Annotated in this window: 16 protein-coding genes; 10 read left to right on the plus strand and 6 right to left on the minus strand. The window is 42.2% G+C overall.

Annotated elements, in window-relative coordinates:
• Positions 1 to 177 precede the first annotated feature (177 nt).
• The 5 genes from JK635_RS21395 (at position 178) to JK635_RS21415 (ending at position 5,864) form a co-directional block, all read left to right on the plus strand.
• A complete protein-coding gene (locus JK635_RS21395; RefSeq protein ID WP_202655955.1) occupies positions 178 to 1,029 on the plus strand; it encodes a MurR/RpiR family transcriptional regulator in 852 nt (283 codons plus the stop codon).
• 279 nt (positions 1,030 to 1,308) lie between these two features.
• A complete protein-coding gene (locus JK635_RS21400) occupies positions 1,309 to 2,481 on the plus strand; it encodes a M20 peptidase aminoacylase family protein (RefSeq protein ID WP_202655956.1) in 1,173 nt (390 codons plus the stop codon).
• Positions 2,447 to 3,463, plus strand: a complete 1,017-nt coding sequence (locus JK635_RS21405) for a GNAT family N-acetyltransferase (protein WP_306792985.1) — start codon at positions 2,447 to 2,449, stop codon at positions 3,461 to 3,463. The genes JK635_RS21400 and JK635_RS21405 overlap by 35 nt, the downstream gene beginning before the upstream one ends.
• Positions 3,460 to 4,566: an o-succinylbenzoate synthase gene (menC, locus tag JK635_RS21410; protein WP_202655957.1), complete on the plus strand. Its 1,107-nt coding sequence runs from the start codon at positions 3,460 to 3,462 to the stop codon at positions 4,564 to 4,566. Before JK635_RS21405 ends, menC begins: the two co-directional genes overlap by 4 nt.
• 218 nt (positions 4,567 to 4,784) lie before the next feature.
• A complete protein-coding gene (locus JK635_RS21415; protein ID WP_202655958.1) occupies positions 4,785 to 5,864 on the plus strand; it encodes a YkvI family membrane protein in 1,080 nt (359 codons plus the stop codon).
• A 346-nt stretch (positions 5,865 to 6,210) separates the two neighbouring features.
• On the opposite strand, the gene JK635_RS21420 is transcribed toward JK635_RS21415, so the two are convergent.
• From JK635_RS21420 to JK635_RS21445, 6 genes are all read right to left on the minus strand, one after another.
• Complete coding sequence (locus JK635_RS21420; RefSeq protein ID WP_202655959.1) at positions 6,211 to 6,672, minus strand: RidA family protein; 462 nt, start codon at positions 6,670 to 6,672, stop codon at positions 6,211 to 6,213.
• A gap of 134 nt (positions 6,673 to 6,806) precedes the next feature.
• On the minus strand, positions 6,807 to 7,445 hold the full coding sequence (locus JK635_RS21425) for a bifunctional 4-hydroxy-2-oxoglutarate aldolase/2-dehydro-3-deoxy-phosphogluconate aldolase (RefSeq protein WP_202655960.1): 639 nt from the start codon (positions 7,443 to 7,445) through the stop codon (positions 6,807 to 6,809).
• Positions 7,446 to 7,592: 147 nt separating this feature from the next.
• A complete protein-coding gene (locus JK635_RS21430) occupies positions 7,593 to 8,903 on the minus strand; it encodes an MFS transporter (RefSeq protein ID WP_202655961.1) in 1,311 nt (436 codons plus the stop codon).
• Positions 8,904 to 9,044: 141 nt separating this feature from the next.
• On the minus strand, positions 9,045 to 10,223 hold the full coding sequence (locus JK635_RS21435; protein WP_202655962.1) for a M20 family metallopeptidase: 1,179 nt from the start codon (positions 10,221 to 10,223) through the stop codon (positions 9,045 to 9,047).
• A gap of 25 nt (positions 10,224 to 10,248) precedes the next feature.
• Entirely contained in the window at positions 10,249 to 11,331 is a 1,083-nt protein-coding gene (locus JK635_RS21440) for an alanine racemase (protein ID WP_202655963.1), read from the minus strand.
• Between the two features lie 88 nt (positions 11,332 to 11,419).
• A complete protein-coding gene (locus JK635_RS21445; protein WP_202655964.1) occupies positions 11,420 to 12,370 on the minus strand; it encodes a sugar kinase in 951 nt (316 codons plus the stop codon).
• A gap of 459 nt (positions 12,371 to 12,829) precedes the next feature.
• Here JK635_RS21445 and JK635_RS21450 point away from each other — a divergent pair, with 459 nt between their 5' ends.
• From JK635_RS21450 to JK635_RS21470, 5 genes are all read left to right on the plus strand, one after another.
• The gene (locus JK635_RS21450; protein WP_202655965.1) at positions 12,830 to 13,840 is read left to right on the plus strand and encodes a LacI family DNA-binding transcriptional regulator; all 1,011 of its coding nucleotides are present in this window, start codon (positions 12,830 to 12,832) and stop codon (positions 13,838 to 13,840) included.
• Positions 13,841 to 14,458: 618 nt separating this feature from the next.
• Entirely contained in the window at positions 14,459 to 16,039 is a 1,581-nt protein-coding gene (locus JK635_RS21455) for a spore germination protein (protein WP_202655966.1), read from the plus strand.
• Between the two features lie 11 nt (positions 16,040 to 16,050).
• Positions 16,051 to 17,157 (plus strand): GerAB/ArcD/ProY family transporter, encoded by a 1,107-nt coding sequence (locus JK635_RS21460; RefSeq protein ID WP_202655967.1) that lies wholly within the window; start codon positions 16,051 to 16,053, stop codon positions 17,155 to 17,157.
• A complete protein-coding gene (locus JK635_RS21465; protein WP_202655968.1) occupies positions 17,154 to 18,371 on the plus strand; it encodes a Ger(x)C family spore germination protein in 1,218 nt (405 codons plus the stop codon). Before JK635_RS21460 ends, JK635_RS21465 begins: the two co-directional genes overlap by 4 nt.
• A complete protein-coding gene (locus tag JK635_RS21470; RefSeq protein ID WP_202655969.1) occupies positions 18,368 to 18,595 on the plus strand; it encodes a hypothetical protein in 228 nt (75 codons plus the stop codon). The genes JK635_RS21465 and JK635_RS21470 overlap by 4 nt, the downstream gene beginning before the upstream one ends.
• Positions 18,596 to 18,750: the final 155 nt, after the last annotated feature.

Consider the following 18,750-nt stretch of genomic DNA (forward strand, 5'->3'; position numbering starts at 1 on the left):
CAGCGGATTCAGATGGCAAAGGTCCGTTAAATTATTTTTCAAAAACTTCAGTCTTTTATATTGCGGAATTTTCAGAATGATGATACTTTTTATAATATATAAAAATGAAGTGTATACTTCATTATTCGTAATAAATGAATGACAAGCTTCATTAATTTTTTAGAAAAGGTGTTGATCATGACCGACTTTCAGCGAAGCATCAAAGAGAAGTTTCCAGAGTTTTCCAAAAGCCAAAAGAAAATTGCTAAGTTCCTGCTGGATGAGCCCCACCAGTTCGCGATCAAGTCAGCGGATCAAATTGGCAAGGAAGTTGGCGTGAGCGAAACAACTGTCATCCGTTTTTGTTATTCCTTGGACTATAACGGATTTTCGGAATTGCAAAAGAAGGTTCGCGAAGCATTGCTGATGCAAAAAAGCAGCTTGGACCAATATTATTCGAACAAGCTTGAACTGTTGAACGAACCGCATTTTTTTGCACATGTGATGGAGCAAGATTGCCAAAACATCAAACGAACGGCAGCACAAATGAATGAAAAGGATGTCCAGCAAGCCGTTGACCATCTTATTTTCGGCGAACAAATTCTGATTTCCGGTTTGCGTTCATCGTTTGCTGCAGCTCATTGGTTGTCTTTCACATTAGGGCTGATGCGGGAAAATGTTTTCTTATATAAATCAGATACTGACGGACTGGGGGCTGCGTTGGATCGGTTAAATGCAGACTCCGTCTTGGTAGCAATATCATTCCACCGCTATCTCAGAGAAACTATTAATATGGCCAAACTTGCCAAACAGCGGGGAGCGACGGTCATTGGGATTACCGATTCACCATTGGCGCCGATCCATAAATTTGCCGATGTGTTGCTGACCATCGCCCCCTCCGGCAAGTCAACCCTTGATACAACACCGTCACTGTTCTCATTGTTAAACGCCATCGTGGCGAAAGTATCCGTCCAAGACAAACAACGGTTTGAAAACCGAAAACAACAATACGAATCACTGGACATCAGGCATCTGTTCTACGAGGAATAGGTTACAGCAGAGACTTTCAAAAAAATGGCAACGGTATAGGGAAGCGACAAACAGCGTCCCCGAAATGAAAACTTGCCAACTGGCAAGTCCTTAAGGACGGTTCATGAGGCGGAGTTGAATTAGGCAACATAGGAAAATGCCCACGAGCTCAAATTTACGGAATATCTGAAAGGTAATCCTGTCACAACAGTGGGCCGCGTTTTAGAAGCAAATTGTCGACCCTGCGCGGACAAATGTCCACGAGCGGTGCCTGACACCATATTCCAAAAGGAGGAAACTATGAAGACGCTGTTAGCGGAATTGAAGCCGAGGCTTTGTGAGATATTTGATCATTTACATCAGCATCCGGAGGTAAGTTGGCAGGAGACTGAGACGACGGCTTATCTTTCCAAGCTGCTCGAGGCGGAGGGATTTCAGGTACGAACCTTTTGCGATTGTACCGGGCTTGTCGTGGAATATGGCGACGGGCCTTACACCGTTGGACTTCGGAGCGATATCGACTCTCTCTGGCAAGAGGTCGGCGGAACGTTTCAAGCTAATCACTCCTGCGGTCATGATGCTCATATGACAATGACCCTGGGCGTTCTTTTGCTTTTGAAAAAACTAAACTATCAACCTAGCGGCAAACTGAAATTTATCTTCCAGCCAGCCGAAGAAAAAGGAACCGGAGCCCTTAAAATGGTAGAAAAAGGCGTCATTGATGACCTCGACTTTTTATATGGCGTCCATCTGCGCCCCATTCAAGAGCTCCAAGCCGGAGAGGCGGCTCCTGCGATTCTGCATGGTGCGGCAAAATTTATCGCCGGTGAAATTATCGGTGAGGATGCCCACGGGGCTCGGCCACATTTAGGAAAAAATGCGATCGAAATTGGCGCCTCGCTTGTTCAGGAGCTAAGCAAAATTCATCTCGACCCGATGATTCCTTATTCGGTGAAAATGACCAAGTTCCATGCGGGCGGAGAAAGCAGCAACCTGATCCCCGGACATGCCTCGTTCCATCTTGACCTTAGGGCCCAGACGAACGATGCGATGGAATTTATCACAAAAAAAGTGATAACTATCACAAAAGCACTTGCTGAAATGTACGAGGTGGAAATTCCCTTGGAGACGAAAGCAGAAGTGGTCGGAGCGACCGTTCATCCTAAGGCACGAGAACTGATGGCTAAAGCGATAACCGATACACTTGGGGCAGAGCATCTCGTGGAACCCGCACCAACCAGCGGCGGTGAGGATTTTCACTTTTACACGTTGAAACGACCACAGCTAAAAGCGACGATGTTAGGCCTTGGCTGTGATCTCAAGCCGGGATTACACCATCCCGATATGACTTTCAACCGCGACGCCATCTTTGATGGAATTGAAATTTTAACGAAAACCATCCTAAATACCTTTGAGTTTCTTGAGGGAGGAACGCAGCATGACGGAAGCAATCGGAAGGCCAATCCAAGCTGACTCTAGGCCTAGACTGACGGAACACCATATGCAAGCTCCAACGGAAGAGCCAACACCACCCATATTTAAACCTGAACGGGAGGAATTCAACATGCCGGAAGCATCAGAGGGCCCAACAGCAGTTGAGCCAAAACTGGAGAAAAATAACCTACAGGAAGCAATCGAAGTACGACAACTTGTTACGATTAGCGAGCTGGAACGGGTACAACAGCTCGAAAAAGCGATTTGGAACATGAAACCGATCCCGATTCACCACACACTGACTGCGGTGAAAAACGGTGGCATTATGATTGGTGCCTTTCATGGAGAAAACATGGTCGGCTTCAGCTACGGGTTTGCCGGTTTTCACAACGGCCAATCCTATCTTTGCTCCCATATGCTGGGAATTCTCGAAGACTTTCGCAGCCATGGCATTGGCGCAATGTTAAAAGAAGCGCAAAGACAGGCCGCAATTGAAAAAGGATATAAGATGGTCACCTGGACTTATGATCCGCTTGAAAGCGCAAATGCCTTTTTAAATTTGACAAAATTAAAAGCAATTTGCAGCACTTATATTGAAAACTGTTATGGCGACATGGAAGACCCGCTTAACCGGGGACTCGCCTCCGACCGTTTTCAGGTGGAATGGTGGATTCAAAGCCCACACATCAATGAAAATGATACGGATGATTGGACCGCTTACAAACGTATTCCGTACGAGTTGACTGTAGATGGAGAGCCCATACCGCTCGAAGTGGATGCTTCATTTTTTAACGACCAAGAAGCGGTGCTCGTTCCAATCCCAAGGCATTTTCAGCAGCTCAAAAAAGAGCACTTTGAGCTGGCATTGGATTGGCGCATAAAAACAAGGCATATTTTTCAAGCGCTGTTTACCCAAGGGTTTGCTGCAATGAAACTCATAAAAATGAATGATGAACCAGTCCATTATTATGTCTTGAAAAGACGCACTACACTTCGATTAGAAAGTGAGGATACAAAATGAACATCAAAAATGTCACACTGCGCCACTTAAAAATGAAGCTGAAATTTCCGTTTACCACAAGCTTCGGCACTTTCCTTGATAAGGAATTTATCCTTGTGGAAGTGAAGGATGAAAACGGCAGGTCCGGCTGGGGCGAATCCGTCGCCTTTATGTCACCGCTTTATAACGAAGAAACATTAAAGACAAACTGGCACATCCTTGAGGATTTCCTCATTCCACTCGTGCTGGATAAGGAAATCACCCATCCGGATGAGGTTTCCGCTTTATTTGAACCGATTCGTAAAAACAATATGGCCAAGGCTTCGATTGAAGGCGCCATTTGGGACCTGTACGCCAAGCGCGAGAATCTTCCGCTGGCAACCGCTCTTGGCGGTGAGAAAAAAGAAATCGAAGTCGGAATCAGCATTGGGATTCAAAAAACAGTCGATGAACTGCTAACAATTATCGACCAATCTGTGACACAAGGGTATCGCCGGATTAAAGTAAAAATCAAGCCGGGCTGGGATGTTGACGTCATCCGCGAAATTCGCAAATCATTTCCGACGATTCAATTGATGGCCGATGCCAATTCTGCCTATCGCCTTCATAATATTGATCTGTTAAAACAGCTGGATGAGTTCGATTTAATGATGATTGAGCAGCCGCTCGCCTCCGATGACATCGTTGATCACGCCGTTGTGCAAAAACAGCTGGCCACACCGATTTGCCTTGATGAAAGCATCCATTCGGTAGAAGACGCGCGGAAGGCTATCAGTCTTGGAAGCTGCAAAATTATTAATATTAAAATCGGCCGGGTTGGTGGCTTAACGGAGTCCAAACGAATCCATGACCTCTGCATGGAACGCGGGCTCCCGGTATGGTGCGGCGGCATGTTGGAGGCGGGTGTCGGAAGAGCCCATAATATTGCTTTAACGACTCTGGCTAACTTCACAATGCCGGGAGATACCGCAGCTTCCTCACGCTATTGGGAAAAGGATATCATCGAACCGGAGGTAACCGTCCATGACGGCCTGATCACCGTCCCAACAGCACCGGGAATTGGCTACAGCGTTGATTTAAATACGATTGACCGCTTTACCGTTCGCGAGCAGACTTTTTCTTAAAAAATCACTGTATATGGCGGATTAGCGCTATTTATTAGCAGTTTTAAACCGTTTATTAGCGATTTTGAACGATATATTAGCGAATTCAAGCGATATATTAGCGATTCTGAAGCTTTTATTAGCGATTTTCATTTTTTCCGTAAGAGAGGTCTTCCCCTCTCACGTCATAAATTGTCCCAATATTTAAATAATTCTATGAATAGGTTGGAGGTTTTATCATGAGGAAAAGCTTACAAATTGCCGGGGCTTATGTCGGCATTATCGTCGGGGCCGGTTTTGCATCCGGTCAGGAAATTTTACAATTTTTCACCAGCTTTGGTTTACTGGGAATCATTGGTGGTGTGATTGCAACCTTTTTCTTTGCCTTCTTAGGCATGCAATTAACACAGCTTGGATCAAAACTGCAAACCGATTCTCATAAAGCGGTCATTTATCATATTTGCGGCCGTTATTTGGGAGTGGTTGTGGATATCATTATTACTTTCTTCTTATTCGGCGTGACGGTTGTCATGATGGCTGGAAGCGGCTCGATTTTTGAACAGCAATTTGGGTTGCCAGCAATGGTCGGAAATGTCGTTATGGCGGTCCTCACCATTTTAACCGTTTGCCTAAATGTTCAAAAATTACTGTCCGTCATCAGTTGGATTACACCATATTTAATGGTGCTGGTCCTCATTATTACTGGCTATTCCTTATTAACGATGGATCAAAGCTTTACTGCACTTGAAGCCGTTGCCAAAAAACAACCGGCAGCAGCATCAAACTGGCTGCTCGGCGGACTTCTTTATGTTTCTTATAATATAGCCGCGGGAGCAGCGATGCTTGCGGTAATGGGTGGAACAACAAAAGATGCAAAGGTCGCTGGTCGTGGCGGAATTTTAGGCGGTCTTGGACTTGGACTGTTAATTTTACTCATTAACATTGGCATGTTTGCCAAACTAGATACGTTACAAGGAGTAGACATGCCGACATTACTTCTTGCTAACCAGCTTCATCCTGTGCTTGGAGCACTAATGTCGATTGCCTTGCTCGGAATGATTTATAATACAGCAGTTGGCATGCTTTACGCCTTTGCCGCCCGCATCGTAAAGCCGGGCAATTCCAAATTTAAACCGGCCGTTGTCGGGTTTGGCATCCTAGCCTTCGCTTCCAGCTTTATCGGCTTTATCAAGCTGGTCGGAACTGTTTATCCTGTCATGGGGTACCTCGGCTTTACCATTATGGCTGCGATTATCGTGTCCTGGGCTCGTTCACGGAAAGAAAAGGAAGAAAAGCAAGAGGGGGAAATCGCAGTTTAGTGTAGGAAGTTCTCGGTCAAAACCGATGAAATGGATATCTACGTGAAAAAAAATAAAAAACTCCTCAAGAACGCGGGCACACCGCTGTTTTTGGGGAGTTTTTTGTTATAAGCTGTCAAACTCTGTGGATTTTTCTTTTATTTAAAGACAAGGAAATCTGAATTCTTACAAACTTGCAGCGGGTTTTGCACAGCAACCATTTTGTTCTACAAACTAAAAAGGAACTGCTCCATTTTTTGAAACAGCCCCTTAGTAATTGAACCGTGGTATGTTTTAAGTGATACCTTTGGTCTTCAATAAACAAAAAAGAGTTTCCAGTACGGGTTAGAGTAGAAATAGAAGCTGATTAGTCTTCTATTTCTACAATAATTTCGACTTCTACCGGAGTATTAAATGGAAGTTCGTTTGCCCCAATAGCTGATCTGGCATGCTTTCCCTTTTCACCGAAAACTTCCAAGAACAAGTCGGATGCACCATTCATGACATATGGCTGGTCTTTAAATTCATCATGACTTTGTACAAACCCCAATACTTTTACAACTTTCTTTATTTTATCCAGGCTGCCTAGGTGCCATTTAAGGACCGACAAACAATTAATGGCACACTGCCGAGCTGCTTGCTTTCCTTCCTCAATTGTTAACTCTCTGCCTAACTTCCCCTCAAGAATCAGTTCTCCATTAACACGACAATCCTGTCCAGAGGTGTAAACTAAATTTCCCACCTGTGTTACCGGCGTATAGGAGAATTTTGGTGTTTTAACTTCTTCTAGCTTAATACCTAAATCTTCTAATCTATTTTCAATTGACATTTTTATCTCTCCTTTTGTAATACTCTGGTTGATTGCTTTCTAGTATTAAAATATGTTAAGAAAGCTTTGTAACATTAATTGATGTATAAAGGACTAGTTAAATTTCGACAAATTTAATCACGACATGTGCCTTTTCAGTTATTTTTACAGTCATTCACTAGTTTTACTAACCTTGAGGCTTTTTCAATTAATAGCGCTAAATCTCTATCATCAGAAACTTTTTTTCCAATTAAAGAACTACCCAGACCAACAGCAGTAACCCCTGATTTGATAAAGTCCTGAATATTGTTCTCGTTTATTCCCCCTGTTGCTATTAAAGGAATGTAAGAGAGCGGGCCGGATAAGTCTTTAAAATAATTTGCCCCCATAGAACTAGCTGGAAATACCTTAACCATATCAGCACCATTTTCATATGCTGTTAAGATTTCCGTTGGAGTTAAACATCCCGGTATACTTAATACCCCATATCTTTTTGTCATTTCAATCGTTTTGATATTCAACGTAGGAGATATGATGAATTTAGCCCCGTGATGAATAGCCATTCTAGCTGATTCGGGATCCAGAACTGTTCCGGCTCCTATCAACATATTATCTCCTTCCTCTAAAGATAATTGTTTTATAACCTCAAGAGCGTTAGGTGAATCAAGAGTTATTTCAATCACTCGTATACCACCCTTTTTAAGTGATTGAGCAATTGAACTTACATTCTTGGGGTCAACTCCCCTCATAATTGCGATAATATTCTCCCCATCCAATTGCTGATGATAAGACATTTCCTTCCCTCACTTACTATTTGAAGATATAAAATTCATGTTACCCCATTATAATTAAACTTTTTCGCCAATTTGATCGGAACATGGATAAACCTTCCTATAAAGTATCCTGCTGTTCCTTTTCTTGTACATATTAGTATTAAATCGCTATTCTGTAACAGTTCCATTACCGACTTTTCCAAAAAAGGCCAAACTAAGAGCACCAATCGCCAGGATGATCGCTCCCACGACGAATCCAGATCCCCATGAACCTGTGCTTTGTACAACAGCCCCAGTGACGATAGGTGCAACAATACCAGCTAAATTGGCAAGTGCGTTCACGAATCCACCAATTCCTCCTAAATGTGACAGTGGGAAGGTTTCGGCGATAATTGCCCAATATTGAGCACCCGTTAAATAAAGGAGAAAGACTGCAAATGCCATTAAAGTGACAGCACCAGTGGTAGAAGTTACCATTGTACTAGGAATAAAGGCTGCCGCAACTCCAAGTAAACAAATAACTGTCAGCCATTTACGGGAAGCAGTAGTTTTTCCGGTTTTCTTCCCAATCCAATCCGTAACAATCCCGCCACTTGCTAACCCGATCGTACCTGCAATCCATGGAATGGAGCCACTTATAGCAAGATCATGAATATTAATATGGTGAGCGTTTACAAGATAGGTAGGAAACCAACTCAGGAATGTGTTCAGAGCCCAAGAATAGCTGAAAAATGAAAAAGCAATAATCCATACTAATGGTTTTTTCAGACATTGGCCTAGTGTTGCCTTTGGACCATTATCGACGGATGTTTCTTTCTCGCGACCCTCATTGATAACTGCTAATTCCATCGCAGAAATCCAAGGATGTTGTTCAGGTTTATCTCTCATAATGACAAACCAGCCGATAGCGAATAAAACTCCAATGACTCCAAGAAAAATAAATGGGATTTTCCAGTTCCCGGTTAATAGCATAAGCCATACAAATACCGGAGTCCCAATGGCCCCACCTAATGGGGTAGTGGCCTGAGAAATACCCAACGCAGATCCCAATTGCCGTTTTGGAAACCAGTTTCCGATCGTTTTTGCCGTAACAGCTGCCTGAGGACCTTCACCAAAACCAAAGAATATTCGAATGATAACAAAGCTGATAAAATTAAATCCCACTGTGGTCATCGCTGTAAAAACGGACCACCAAATGGCGGCAATGCCCATAACTTTCCGCGGGCCATATTTATCGGATGCCCAGCCACCCAAAAAGCAAAATGGTACATAGCCAAATGAAAAAGCACTAATAATTAATCCCCAAGTTTCCGGTGAAAAATGAAAATCTTTCATAATAAATGGTGCTGCAACACCGATTGCTGCCCTATCTCCGTAATTCAGTAGTAATAAAAGACCGTTCATTGATAAAATGAGCCAACGAAGATTTGAAAACCTTTTGGTAGTGCCGGTTTTACGAGCAAGATTATAAGCTTCCATGATTTCATCCCTTTCTTCATCTCTTTAAAAAGTCCCAATCGTCAAACTCTTTCCTATTGATTAATTACCAAACCAAATGGAAAGCATACTGCCACTATGACTTTACTTCCACAATATTTGTTCCAATATTAGCGACCTTGTTTAATTCTTTAGTAAATGCATTACTAGATCAATATAAATACGGGATGCTTTTACAATTTGTTTAATTTCTACAAATTCATCCGTAATATGAGCCTGTTTAAGTGAGCCAGGACCACATATAACCGTTGGTATCCCCTTATCTACAGATAAAAATGGTGCTTCACAAGTCGCTTCAAAAATCTTTACCTCAGGATCTTTTTCCTGTATCGAACGGCTCACCTCTAAAAGTCCATGAACCAAAGAATGGTCTTGAGGAATATACGATGCGGGGATAAACAAGTAATCTATCAATTCATAGTCAAAACCATTATCCTTGGCAGTCTTTCCGATAACTTCGTTCAGTTCCTCTAAAACCGATTCACGGGTATCCCCCGGAATGACACGTCTATCAATCTCAATTTCACAATACCCCGGTACGATATTTGCGGCCGTCCCTCCTTTAATCTGCGTCACTGTTAAAGAGCCCGGTCCAAGGAGCGGGTGAACCCTCTTTTTCACTTCCCTTCCTGTTTGTTCCAGGGATGAAATTAGTTTTGCCATTTTACAAATAGCGTTATCCGGCTCTTTAACGGCTGCAGCATGTCCGGGAACACCTTGTGTAACCAAGCGATAGCGTCCCACTCCCTTATGGGCAATGCATATGTCCAATTCCGTAGGCTCGCTAATAATTGCATAATCGGCCGATATGTCTTCTTTTAGAAATTGCTTCATCCCAATATTAACTCGCTCTTCATCCACATTGAAAAAAAGGATTAACTCACCGCTAAAAGGGTTACCCATTCTTTTGAGCATCATAGCTGCATAAATCATGGCCGCTACGCCAGATTTCATATCTGCTGCGCCACGACCATAGAGTTTTCCGTCTTGAATGATCGCTGCAAAAGGATCCATACTCCACCCTTCTCCGGCCGGGACCACATCTAAATGGCCATTATAAAGCAATGTTGGACCGGTAGGATTACTACCCTTGATTCTGGCAATCACATTTGGCCTTCCAGGAGCTGCCCAGGAGAGTTCCGCCTCTATCCCTTCCCTAACAAGTAAGTTATAAACAAACCGTGCAGCTTCCTCCTCTGTTTCCAAAGGATTTTCACTCTTCTGCCGAATTAAACCACTTACTATTTGAATTAGTTCCTCAGAATCAAAATAGGTTTGTACATCCGCTAATTGGGTTGTCATTTTACTCTTCACTCCTTCCGGGATATTAATAATTCTTTCCTCTCGCATCGATTTTTAAGGAACCAATATGTTCCTCACCTCTGAAGGAGTAAATCGAATCATAAAGATTCGGAATCACACAACAGTGATTCGGGATGATTTCCACTTGATCTCCTACATGCAAGGTATGGAGCTTCGGATCATAGCTAAGATAACCGTGTTCTTCATTTAGCTTGAAGAGTTGAATATCTGGGTGGCTAACAAGCAATCCGTATGTATTTCCTCTACAAGAAAGGTCACTGGTTAGAGTTTTGGTACCGGCATCGATAGTCGCATAACCTGGCAGTGGTACACTAATTACAGTTGAACGGACTTTTAAGGCACAATCACTCTCTGTATACACCCCAACGTGAATGGCATTCATATCGCCAAAAATGTAGTTTCCTGCACGTGATTGGCTAATGCCCTCCAACTCTTCAGCATGAAAGGAAGAAACCGTGGAGCCGCCTGAAGTCACCGTCACTTCTATTCCATTTGCCTTAAGTAGTTCCTTGGCTTTTAGAAGAATTTGCGCCTCAAGTCGGGTTTCCTGTTTGATCTCTTCCTCAGTTTGACATCCGTAAATTTGCCCCACGTAAGTGAATACCCCAACCAATTGAATACCAGGTAATTTAATAATCTCCCGGGCAAAATCTAACGTTGCCTGACCGGGTTGCACTCCGCCTCGATGACTACCACCATCAATTTCAATTAGCACTTCTATTTTCTTTCCGATGGTTTCACCCACTGTAGATAAGCCTTCCGCTACTGGCAGACTATCGACTGTTGTTCTTATATCAATTTTTTTAGCCAGTTTTCCTAATCGATTCAATTTTTCTTCTCCAATGATTGGATAAGCGATAAGAATCGGTTGAATTCCACCTTCGGCCATAACCTCTGCTTCAGATAACTTTGCACAAGTAATTCCTTTTGCACCATATTCTAATTGTTTTTTGGCCAACTCCACTGATTTATGAGATTTGATATGCGGCCAATGTTCGATCCCCTTGGAGTTCAAACGAGAAATCATATTTTTAATATTTTTTTCAACTTTGTCCAAATCAACATAAACATACGGTGTTGTAAACATTCTCTTTCCTCCTTGATATTGAAGCTTTAGCAGATTGCCTATTAAATAAATTAGTTAGAAAAACTCACCAAGCGTTGTTGCGGTTTTATTAGCGTTCGATCGTTTCTGTTACCCCCAAGAAAGCTTGTACATCTTCGGCATATGGAAGACCTTCATTGTCCCCATACACGCTGACGACCATCGCCCCAACCGCGTTCGCTATATGAAGCGCTTTCTCAAAGGGAATGCCTTTTAAAATACTTGTTATAAACCCTGCATCAAACCCATCTCCTGCACCAACCGTATCAACAACAGCCCGTGCCTTAATCGAAGGCGCAGTATATATTTGCTTTCCATCGAATCCAACAGAACCAGCAGCACCTTGCTTAATCGCGATCTTTGATATTCCAAATTCATGAAACTTTTGAAAATAGGTCTCTAAAGAGTTCGGGCCAAGGATGATTTCTGCCTCTTCATCACCGGTTAACAATATATCGACATCAGGTAGAAGTTGTTCGATATAATCTCTTGCTTCTTCTTTTGACCACATTTTAAGTCGAATGTTAGGATCAAAGGAGATCAATAAACCGGTTTTCTTGGCTAATTTAACAGCCTCTAAAATGATTTTTTTGTTATTAGCATTTATCGACGGGAATACCCCTGAAATATGCAACAGTTTTGCTTGTTTAAAATAATCCTCACTTAAATCTGCTTCACTCATGGTTAATGTTGGTGAATTATCACGATAATAAAAGGATCTGCTTGATCCATCAGCTAATATTTCGCGAAAATAAATAGAAGTAGGATATCCATCAACAAGGTCAACCTTTGAAGTATCTATACCTTCTCCTCTGGCATAACATAATATATGCCTTCCAAATTCATCATTTCCTAGTTTACTAATCCAACCCGCTTTTAAGCCTAAACGAGAACAGCCAATCGCAAAGTTTAGTTCAGCACCACCCACTTTTCTTTCGAATGTGTTGGAAAATCGAAGAGGACCTTTAGACATAGGATTCATTGTGATCATTCCGTCCCCAATTGTGATGACATCTAACAATTAATGAAAACCTCCCTTTAAACCCGCGGCTATTTAAACTACTAAATCGATTTATGGACTTATTTTAACGCTTTCAGATAACGGTTACAATAAAAATATTTAAAAATTTATTAAAAATAACTGATTCCAGCACAATTTTGTGTGCTTTTCATCAAAAATCGGATTAAAAATACTCTCCTTCGACAAAATGGTTTCGGTTTCTTGTATAATTTAATAAAACGGTTTAGTATTGATAAAGTCTATGACCACAACAAATGGACAAGCAGAAATTACACATTACACAAATCTTTACTAGATGATGGATATGTATTAACTAGTTCTATATTATAATAGAGGAAAGAAATTGAGCATGAAAAGGATGCTGGAAATTACTTAATCTACAGGTGATGATTAGTACTACAACTGAATGGTATATGGAAGATTTGCTATCAAGATCTTCATCATAACGGAGGAATTATTATGAAAGAGGCTAAAACGGTTACAATTGAAGATGTTGCTAACGCTGCAGGGGTTTCCAAAAGCACTGTTTCTCAGTTTTTAAATAAAAGATATGAATATATGAGCAAAAGTACTCGCGAAAAAATAGAAAAAGTAGTGGAAGAATTGCAATTTCAGCCAAATCATTTTGCTAGAAACTTAAAAAGTCGGAAAACAAAGATGGTCGGGATAATTGTTGCTAACATACGCCACGTTTTTTCTACAGAAATTATTAGGATCGTTGAACAATCGCTTCAAGAACAAGGGATACACGTCATCATATGTAATGCAGATGACAATCCTGAAAAAGAAGTAGCCTATATCAATCTACTTGCGGCAAGAAATGTTGATGGTTTAATTATTTTTCCAACCGGTGCTAATTATTCTGAATATAGCCGTTTAATCGATAATAAAATTCCAGTCGTATTTATCGATAGAAAAATTGAAGGGATCCTGGCAGATACCGTAATGCTTGATAACGAAGCTGCCTCTTTCTTAGCTGTTTCAACGCTGGTTAAAAGCAATAGGGATCGTATTGCAATGCTGACATTACCGCTTACAAATAATCTTTCTCCGCGGTTAGAAAGGATTGAAGGATATAAAAAAGCATTATCCTTTTTTAAAATTGACTATCGTGAAGAATTAGTAAGCGCTTGCCCTCTTATTAATATAAAAGAGGAATTAACTCGTTTATTTGAATCTGATATAAAACCTAATGGAATAATTGCAGGTAACGACCTTATTCTTAAGGAAGCTCTTAGCTTTTTAAAGGAGCAAAAAATTTCTATACCCGACGAAGTGGCTATAATTGGAATTGATGATGTGTCCTATGCTGATATTTATCATCCTGCCCTTACAACGATCGCTCAGCCAACAAAGGAAATGGGTTTAAAGGCAGCAGAAATTATACTTGAAAGAATAAAAGAGAATACACAGAAGGTGCCGGTAGTTTATCGTTTTTCTCCAGAATTAAAAATACGTGAGTCTTGTTAACAAGTAAACTATGGAAATTGCCTTGTCATTATTGAGTTGAAGAGATATTACCTTTCGAAGATTACTATCTAAAAATTAATTTGACCAATATTTTTACCACTTCTAAATATAGAAGTTTAGTATTCATACAACATTTCTCATATAATTTAGTAACTTTCATACTGTGCACATTATTCATATTTTCATACATGCCTCAAAAGATTAGCATATATGGTGATAAAGATGCCGCCTTCGAATAATGAAGGTGGTTTTTTAATGCTTTTGACTTTCTCACCACAGCCTCACGCATTTCTGCCACGCCCATTCATTCACCATATCCCCCATTTGCCGATAATGGTTTAAATGAGGGGAATAATGTAAATACTGGGGTGTGGTCGACTTGCCGGGGTGTTTGCCGATATTCTCCCGTACCATATTCCAAATCGCAGATTAATGAAAACCCGCCGATTGGCGAGTCCTTAAGGCCGGGGCATGAGGTGTAGTTGAATTTATGCGTCAGGAAAGTCTAAAAAAGTCTAAATTTGAGTAAATAATTTAGACTTCCCTGGTAGCTAAACAAACGGCAATGTTATAAAGATCGTGACAAGTTTAAGGATGCAATGAATTGGGGTGATGTAGTTGGGTTTGTTTAAAAGATTGAAAAAAAGAAAATTAACCGGATTGAAGGAGCCCATTCAAAAGCCGGGGACGAATCCATCGTCTCTTTCATTGCAGGATTCACTTAGCGCGAATTTACAAACAAATGAGCAGTTCTTTCAATCGGTTTACCACAATTGTGCAGATGTGGTGTATCGTCATTTTTCCATTGCCGGTAAAATGAAAGCTCTCCTGATCTATATTGAAGGCATGTCTAATATTGAAGAAATGGATAAAAGCGTCCTGTCACCACTCATGCAGCAAACACCCGCCGAGTTAGAAAATTTGCATGCAATCATGGAACAAAGCATAACCGTTTCCAGTATAAAAGAAAACAAGACGTTTGCTGAAGTAGCGGAACAAATCTCAACGGGCAACCCTGTCATCCTTGTAGATCAATATTCCATAGCCATTTCTGTCGGTTTGTCCAAATGGGAAAAACGAGCGATTGAAGAACCGTTGTCTGAATCAGTCGTTCGCGGCTCACGGGAAGGTTTTACGGAAACGATTGCTGTCAATACTTCGCTTTTACGAAGGAGAATTAAAAGTCCCCAGCTTAAAATGATTTCGATGAACATTGGACGGCAAACACAGACGAAAGTAATCGTCGCCTATATGGACGGGCTGGCAGATACCACCCTGGTAGAGGAAGCTAAGAGTCGCTTGCAACGGATTCAGATTGATGGCATCTTGGAAAGCGGGTATATCGAAGAATTCATTGAAGACCATCCATACTCCCCTTTTCCGCAAATATTGAACACCGAACGTCCGGATGTGGCTGCGGCTAATCTCCTGGAAGGACGGATTGTGATATTGGTAGACGGAACGCCTTTTGTCATCATTGTTCCGACATCACTCTATTCGCTGCTTCAAGCCTCCGAGGATTATTATCAACGGTTCATGATTGGCACATTAATTCGTTGGCTGCGTTATGGATTTCTCGTGATGGCCTTGTTGCTGCCCTCTGGGTATGTAGCCGTCCTTACCTATCATCAAGAGATGGTGCCCACCACTCTTCTGCTCAGTTTTGCCAAGTCAAGGGAACTGATTCCCTTTCCCGCGTTGGTCGAGGCATTGATTATGGAAATCACCTTCGAAGCATTACGGGAAGCGGGAATCCGGCTTCCTAAGCAAGTTGGTTCTGCTGTCAGCATCGTCGGGGCACTTGTCATCGGGCAAGCAGCCGTATCCGCAGGCCTTGTTTCCGCGCCCATGGTTATGGTTGTGGCGATTACGGGAATTGCTTCGTTCACAATACCACGCTACAACGCCGCTATCGCCATCAGAATGCTGCGTTTTCCGATCATGCTCCTGGCGGGGACGTTAGGACTGCTGGGAATTATGCTTGGACTGATTGCCATTATTGTCCATTTAAGCACCGTGCGCTCCTTTGGCTTGCCTTATTTATCGCCAATGGGTCCAATGAGAGCGAGCGAAATGAAGGATGTCATGTTCCGGGCGCCGTGGTGGGCACTGCGCAAACGGCCCCGTTTAACAGGGGATTACAATCAAAATCGGCAGCCACCGGGGCAAAAACCAGACCCATCCAAAGGTACGGAGTAGGTGTTATCACAATGATTGAAAAAGGGAAAATATCTGCCTTTCAGCTGGCGCTGATGATGAATCCGACCATTTTTGCGACAGCCTTATTATTAGTTCCGGCGATTACAGCCAAACACGCTGAACAAGATTTGTGGCTATCACCGATTTGGGCAGCTATTAGCGGCTTGTTAACGGTCTATATCTCCTGTAAATTAAATAAATTCTATCCTGAAAAAAGTCTTATTCAATATAGCGAGCAAATCCTGGGGAAAATAGCAGGAAAAATTTTGGGGCTGATCTTCTTGCTTTATTTTCTCCACCTGAATGGGATTATCGTCCGGGAATACGGTGAGTTTGTCGTTGGCACTTTTCTTAACACCACACCGATGAATGTGGTGATGGGTTCGATGCTCCTTGTTTGCGCCCTTGCCGTTTACGGCGGAATTGAGGCAATCGGTAGATCTTCACAAATAATCGTACCGGTCGTAAGTTTGCTTTTTTTAGTTATGACCTTATTACTCGTCAAAGATCTTGATCCGAAAAAATTATTACCCGTAATGGAGAATGGAATCATGCCCTCTTTCATGGGCTCGATTGTCCCCTCAGCCTGGTTCAGTGAGTTCATCCTGATGGCGTTTGTCCTACCGTTATTAAAAGATTCCGGAAAAGCGATGAAATGGGGCGTGCTTTCCGTTCTAAGTGTCATGTTCCTGTTAGTCATAACGAACCTGTCCACCTATATGCTTCTAGGCAAGCTGACCATAAAGGATACCTATCCGGTCATGGTTGCCGTCCGCTACATCAGTATTGCTGACTTTTTGGAGCATCTTGAAGCCATCGTTATGGCCATTTGGGTGTCCGGAACTTTTATAAAAATTTCCATGTTTTATTACAGCACTGTTCTTGGGATGGCTCAGTGGCTCAGCCTATCTGATTATCGCCCGATTGTTTTGCCAATCGGGTTTCTTATACTGGTGCTCGGCCATTGGGCAGCTCCCAATCTGCAATCATTAGCGCACTTTCTAGGAACATCGGGGGCTTTTTATATGTTAACGCTCCAGCTGGGGATTCCGGTTGTGCTGCTATGCATCGCTTGGATCCAACAGAAGTTTCAACAGAAAAAGGATGGAGGCCAATGAGAGCGATTACCTTTTTTACAAAATTAAATATCTTGCTGCAAATCTCTTCCCTTCTCCTGCCTGTTACCCTTCTTACAGGCTGCTGGGACAGAAAAGAATTGAATGATATGGCGATTATTACGGCGGCTGGCATTGATAAAAAAACAGAATCGACGATTGAATTAAGTGTGATTGTCTATATTCCGAAAAACGCCGGTGTGGGAGAAGAAATGGGCGGCGGCAACGGCGGTCAAGGTCAGCAAGTATTAGTCCGTTCAGCTGAAGGCATCTCGATTGCGGAGGCGATCTCGATGCTACAACAGGAATTCCCCCGTCATTTATTTTGGGGGCATAATGAGGTGTTTGTGATCGATGAGGAGTTGGCCAGAGACGAAGATCTTCGCCCTACCATCGATTTTATCATGCGCCATCCACAAACACGTGAACGTTCTCACATATTTATCAGCAAACAAAAGGTGAAAAACATATTTAGCCTTAATCCACCATTAGAGCGGGATTTGGCAGAAGTCTTGCGGAATTTGGCAGGCTTAAAGATTGGCGTGGATATCACGTTGAAAGATCTCGCGGAAATGCTCATCGGGGAAAGTGGAACCGCCGCTTTGCCTTACATCGATATATTATCTCCGCCGGAAAGTCAAGATAAAAAGCAAACGATCGCCGATATTATTGGAACAGCCGTTTTGAAAAATGGAAAAATGATTGGTTCGATCGATGCCTCGACAACAAGGGGATTACTATGGCTGAGAAATGAAATCGAATTAGCCGTTGTAACGGTAAAGCCGGACAATACGGAAGGATACGTTTCAATGCAACTGCTGCGGGCCTACTCTAGGCTGATTCCTAAAATTGAAAATGGAAAATGGAAAATCACCATGCAAGCCAAAACAGAAGATGACCTTATTCAAAATGGGACAACCCTTAATACTGGAAATCCGCAAACGATTCACAGGCTGGAACAAGACTTAAAGGCAGATATTGATAATAAAGTGAAGGAAGCTTTAAAGCAGGTTCAGCACGAGATGAATGCCGATATTTTTGGCTTTGCCGAAGCCTTCCACCGTGCTTACCCCAATGTCTGGAAAAAATACAAACAGAATTGGGATGATATTTTTCCAACGGTTGAAGTAACGCTTGAGACAACAGCGAAAATCCGCAGACCGGGAATCGTCACCGAACCTGGTGCTTATCCGGAACAAGAGGTGAAAACGGAATGAAGTGGGCTGCGGTACTAGGGATTACGTTCATTTTCGTTTGCATGGCATTATTTGAATGGCCGAAGCTTGGGCGGGGATCGAAAAAGGAAAAAATTATTTTCCTTTCGCTATCTGTAATCGGCTGGTTCCTTGGAAGCATGCTTGTTTTCTTTCCTAATCCGCCTGGTCCGACAGAGCTGATGGACGGAATCTTTAAACCTTTGGGGAAACTGCTGGAGAAATGAGTGACAGGGTCCAGTGGGTTCCGGTAAAATTCCAATAGTTTGTATAAAATCAATCAGCCCTGAAAAAAGGAGCCAACACTTTAGACGAGGTCTAATTTGTTGGTTCTTTTTTAGTTTTTCATTGTTTTCGGCACAATAATAGTGTACGATGCATA

Origin of the sequence: Neobacillus paridis, assembly GCF_016765675.1 — a bacterium.
Lineage (GTDB): Bacteria > Bacillota > Bacilli > Bacillales > Cytobacillaceae > Neobacillus > Neobacillus paridis.

Bases quoted from the DNA above. Each gene is read 5' to 3' on its own strand.
- JK635_RS21405 (WP_306792985.1), top strand. From the start codon at position 2,447: ATGACGGAAGCAATCGGAAGGCCAATCCAAGCTGACTCTAGGCCTAGA.
- JK635_RS21420 (WP_202655959.1), bottom strand. From the start codon at position 6,672: ATGTCAATTGAAAATAGATTAGAAGATTTAGGTATTAAGCTAGAAGAA.
- JK635_RS21435 (WP_202655962.1), bottom strand. From the start codon at position 10,223: ATGACAACCCAATTAGCGGATGTACAAACCTATTTTGATTCTGAGGAA.
- JK635_RS21430 (WP_202655961.1), bottom strand. From the start codon at position 8,903: ATGGAAGCTTATAATCTTGCTCGTAAAACCGGCACTACCAAAAGGTTT.
- menC (WP_202655957.1), top strand. From the start codon at position 3,460: ATGAACATCAAAAATGTCACACTGCGCCACTTAAAAATGAAGCTGAAA.
- JK635_RS21465 (WP_202655968.1), top strand. From the start codon at position 17,154: ATGAGAGCGATTACCTTTTTTACAAAATTAAATATCTTGCTGCAAATC.
- JK635_RS21440 (WP_202655963.1), bottom strand. From the start codon at position 11,331: ATGTTTACAACACCGTATGTTTATGTTGATTTGGACAAAGTTGAAAAA.
- JK635_RS21450 (WP_202655965.1), top strand. From the start codon at position 12,830: ATGAAAGAGGCTAAAACGGTTACAATTGAAGATGTTGCTAACGCTGCA.
- JK635_RS21425 (WP_202655960.1), bottom strand. From the start codon at position 7,445: ATGTCTTATCATCAGCAATTGGATGGGGAGAATATTATCGCAATTATG.
- JK635_RS21415 (WP_202655958.1), top strand. From the start codon at position 4,785: ATGAGGAAAAGCTTACAAATTGCCGGGGCTTATGTCGGCATTATCGTC.
- JK635_RS21460 (WP_202655967.1), top strand. From the start codon at position 16,051: ATGATTGAAAAAGGGAAAATATCTGCCTTTCAGCTGGCGCTGATGATG.
- JK635_RS21470 (WP_202655969.1), top strand. From the start codon at position 18,368: ATGAAGTGGGCTGCGGTACTAGGGATTACGTTCATTTTCGTTTGCATG.
- JK635_RS21395 (WP_202655955.1), top strand. From the start codon at position 178: ATGACCGACTTTCAGCGAAGCATCAAAGAGAAGTTTCCAGAGTTTTCC.
- JK635_RS21400 (WP_202655956.1), top strand. From the start codon at position 1,309: ATGAAGACGCTGTTAGCGGAATTGAAGCCGAGGCTTTGTGAGATATTT.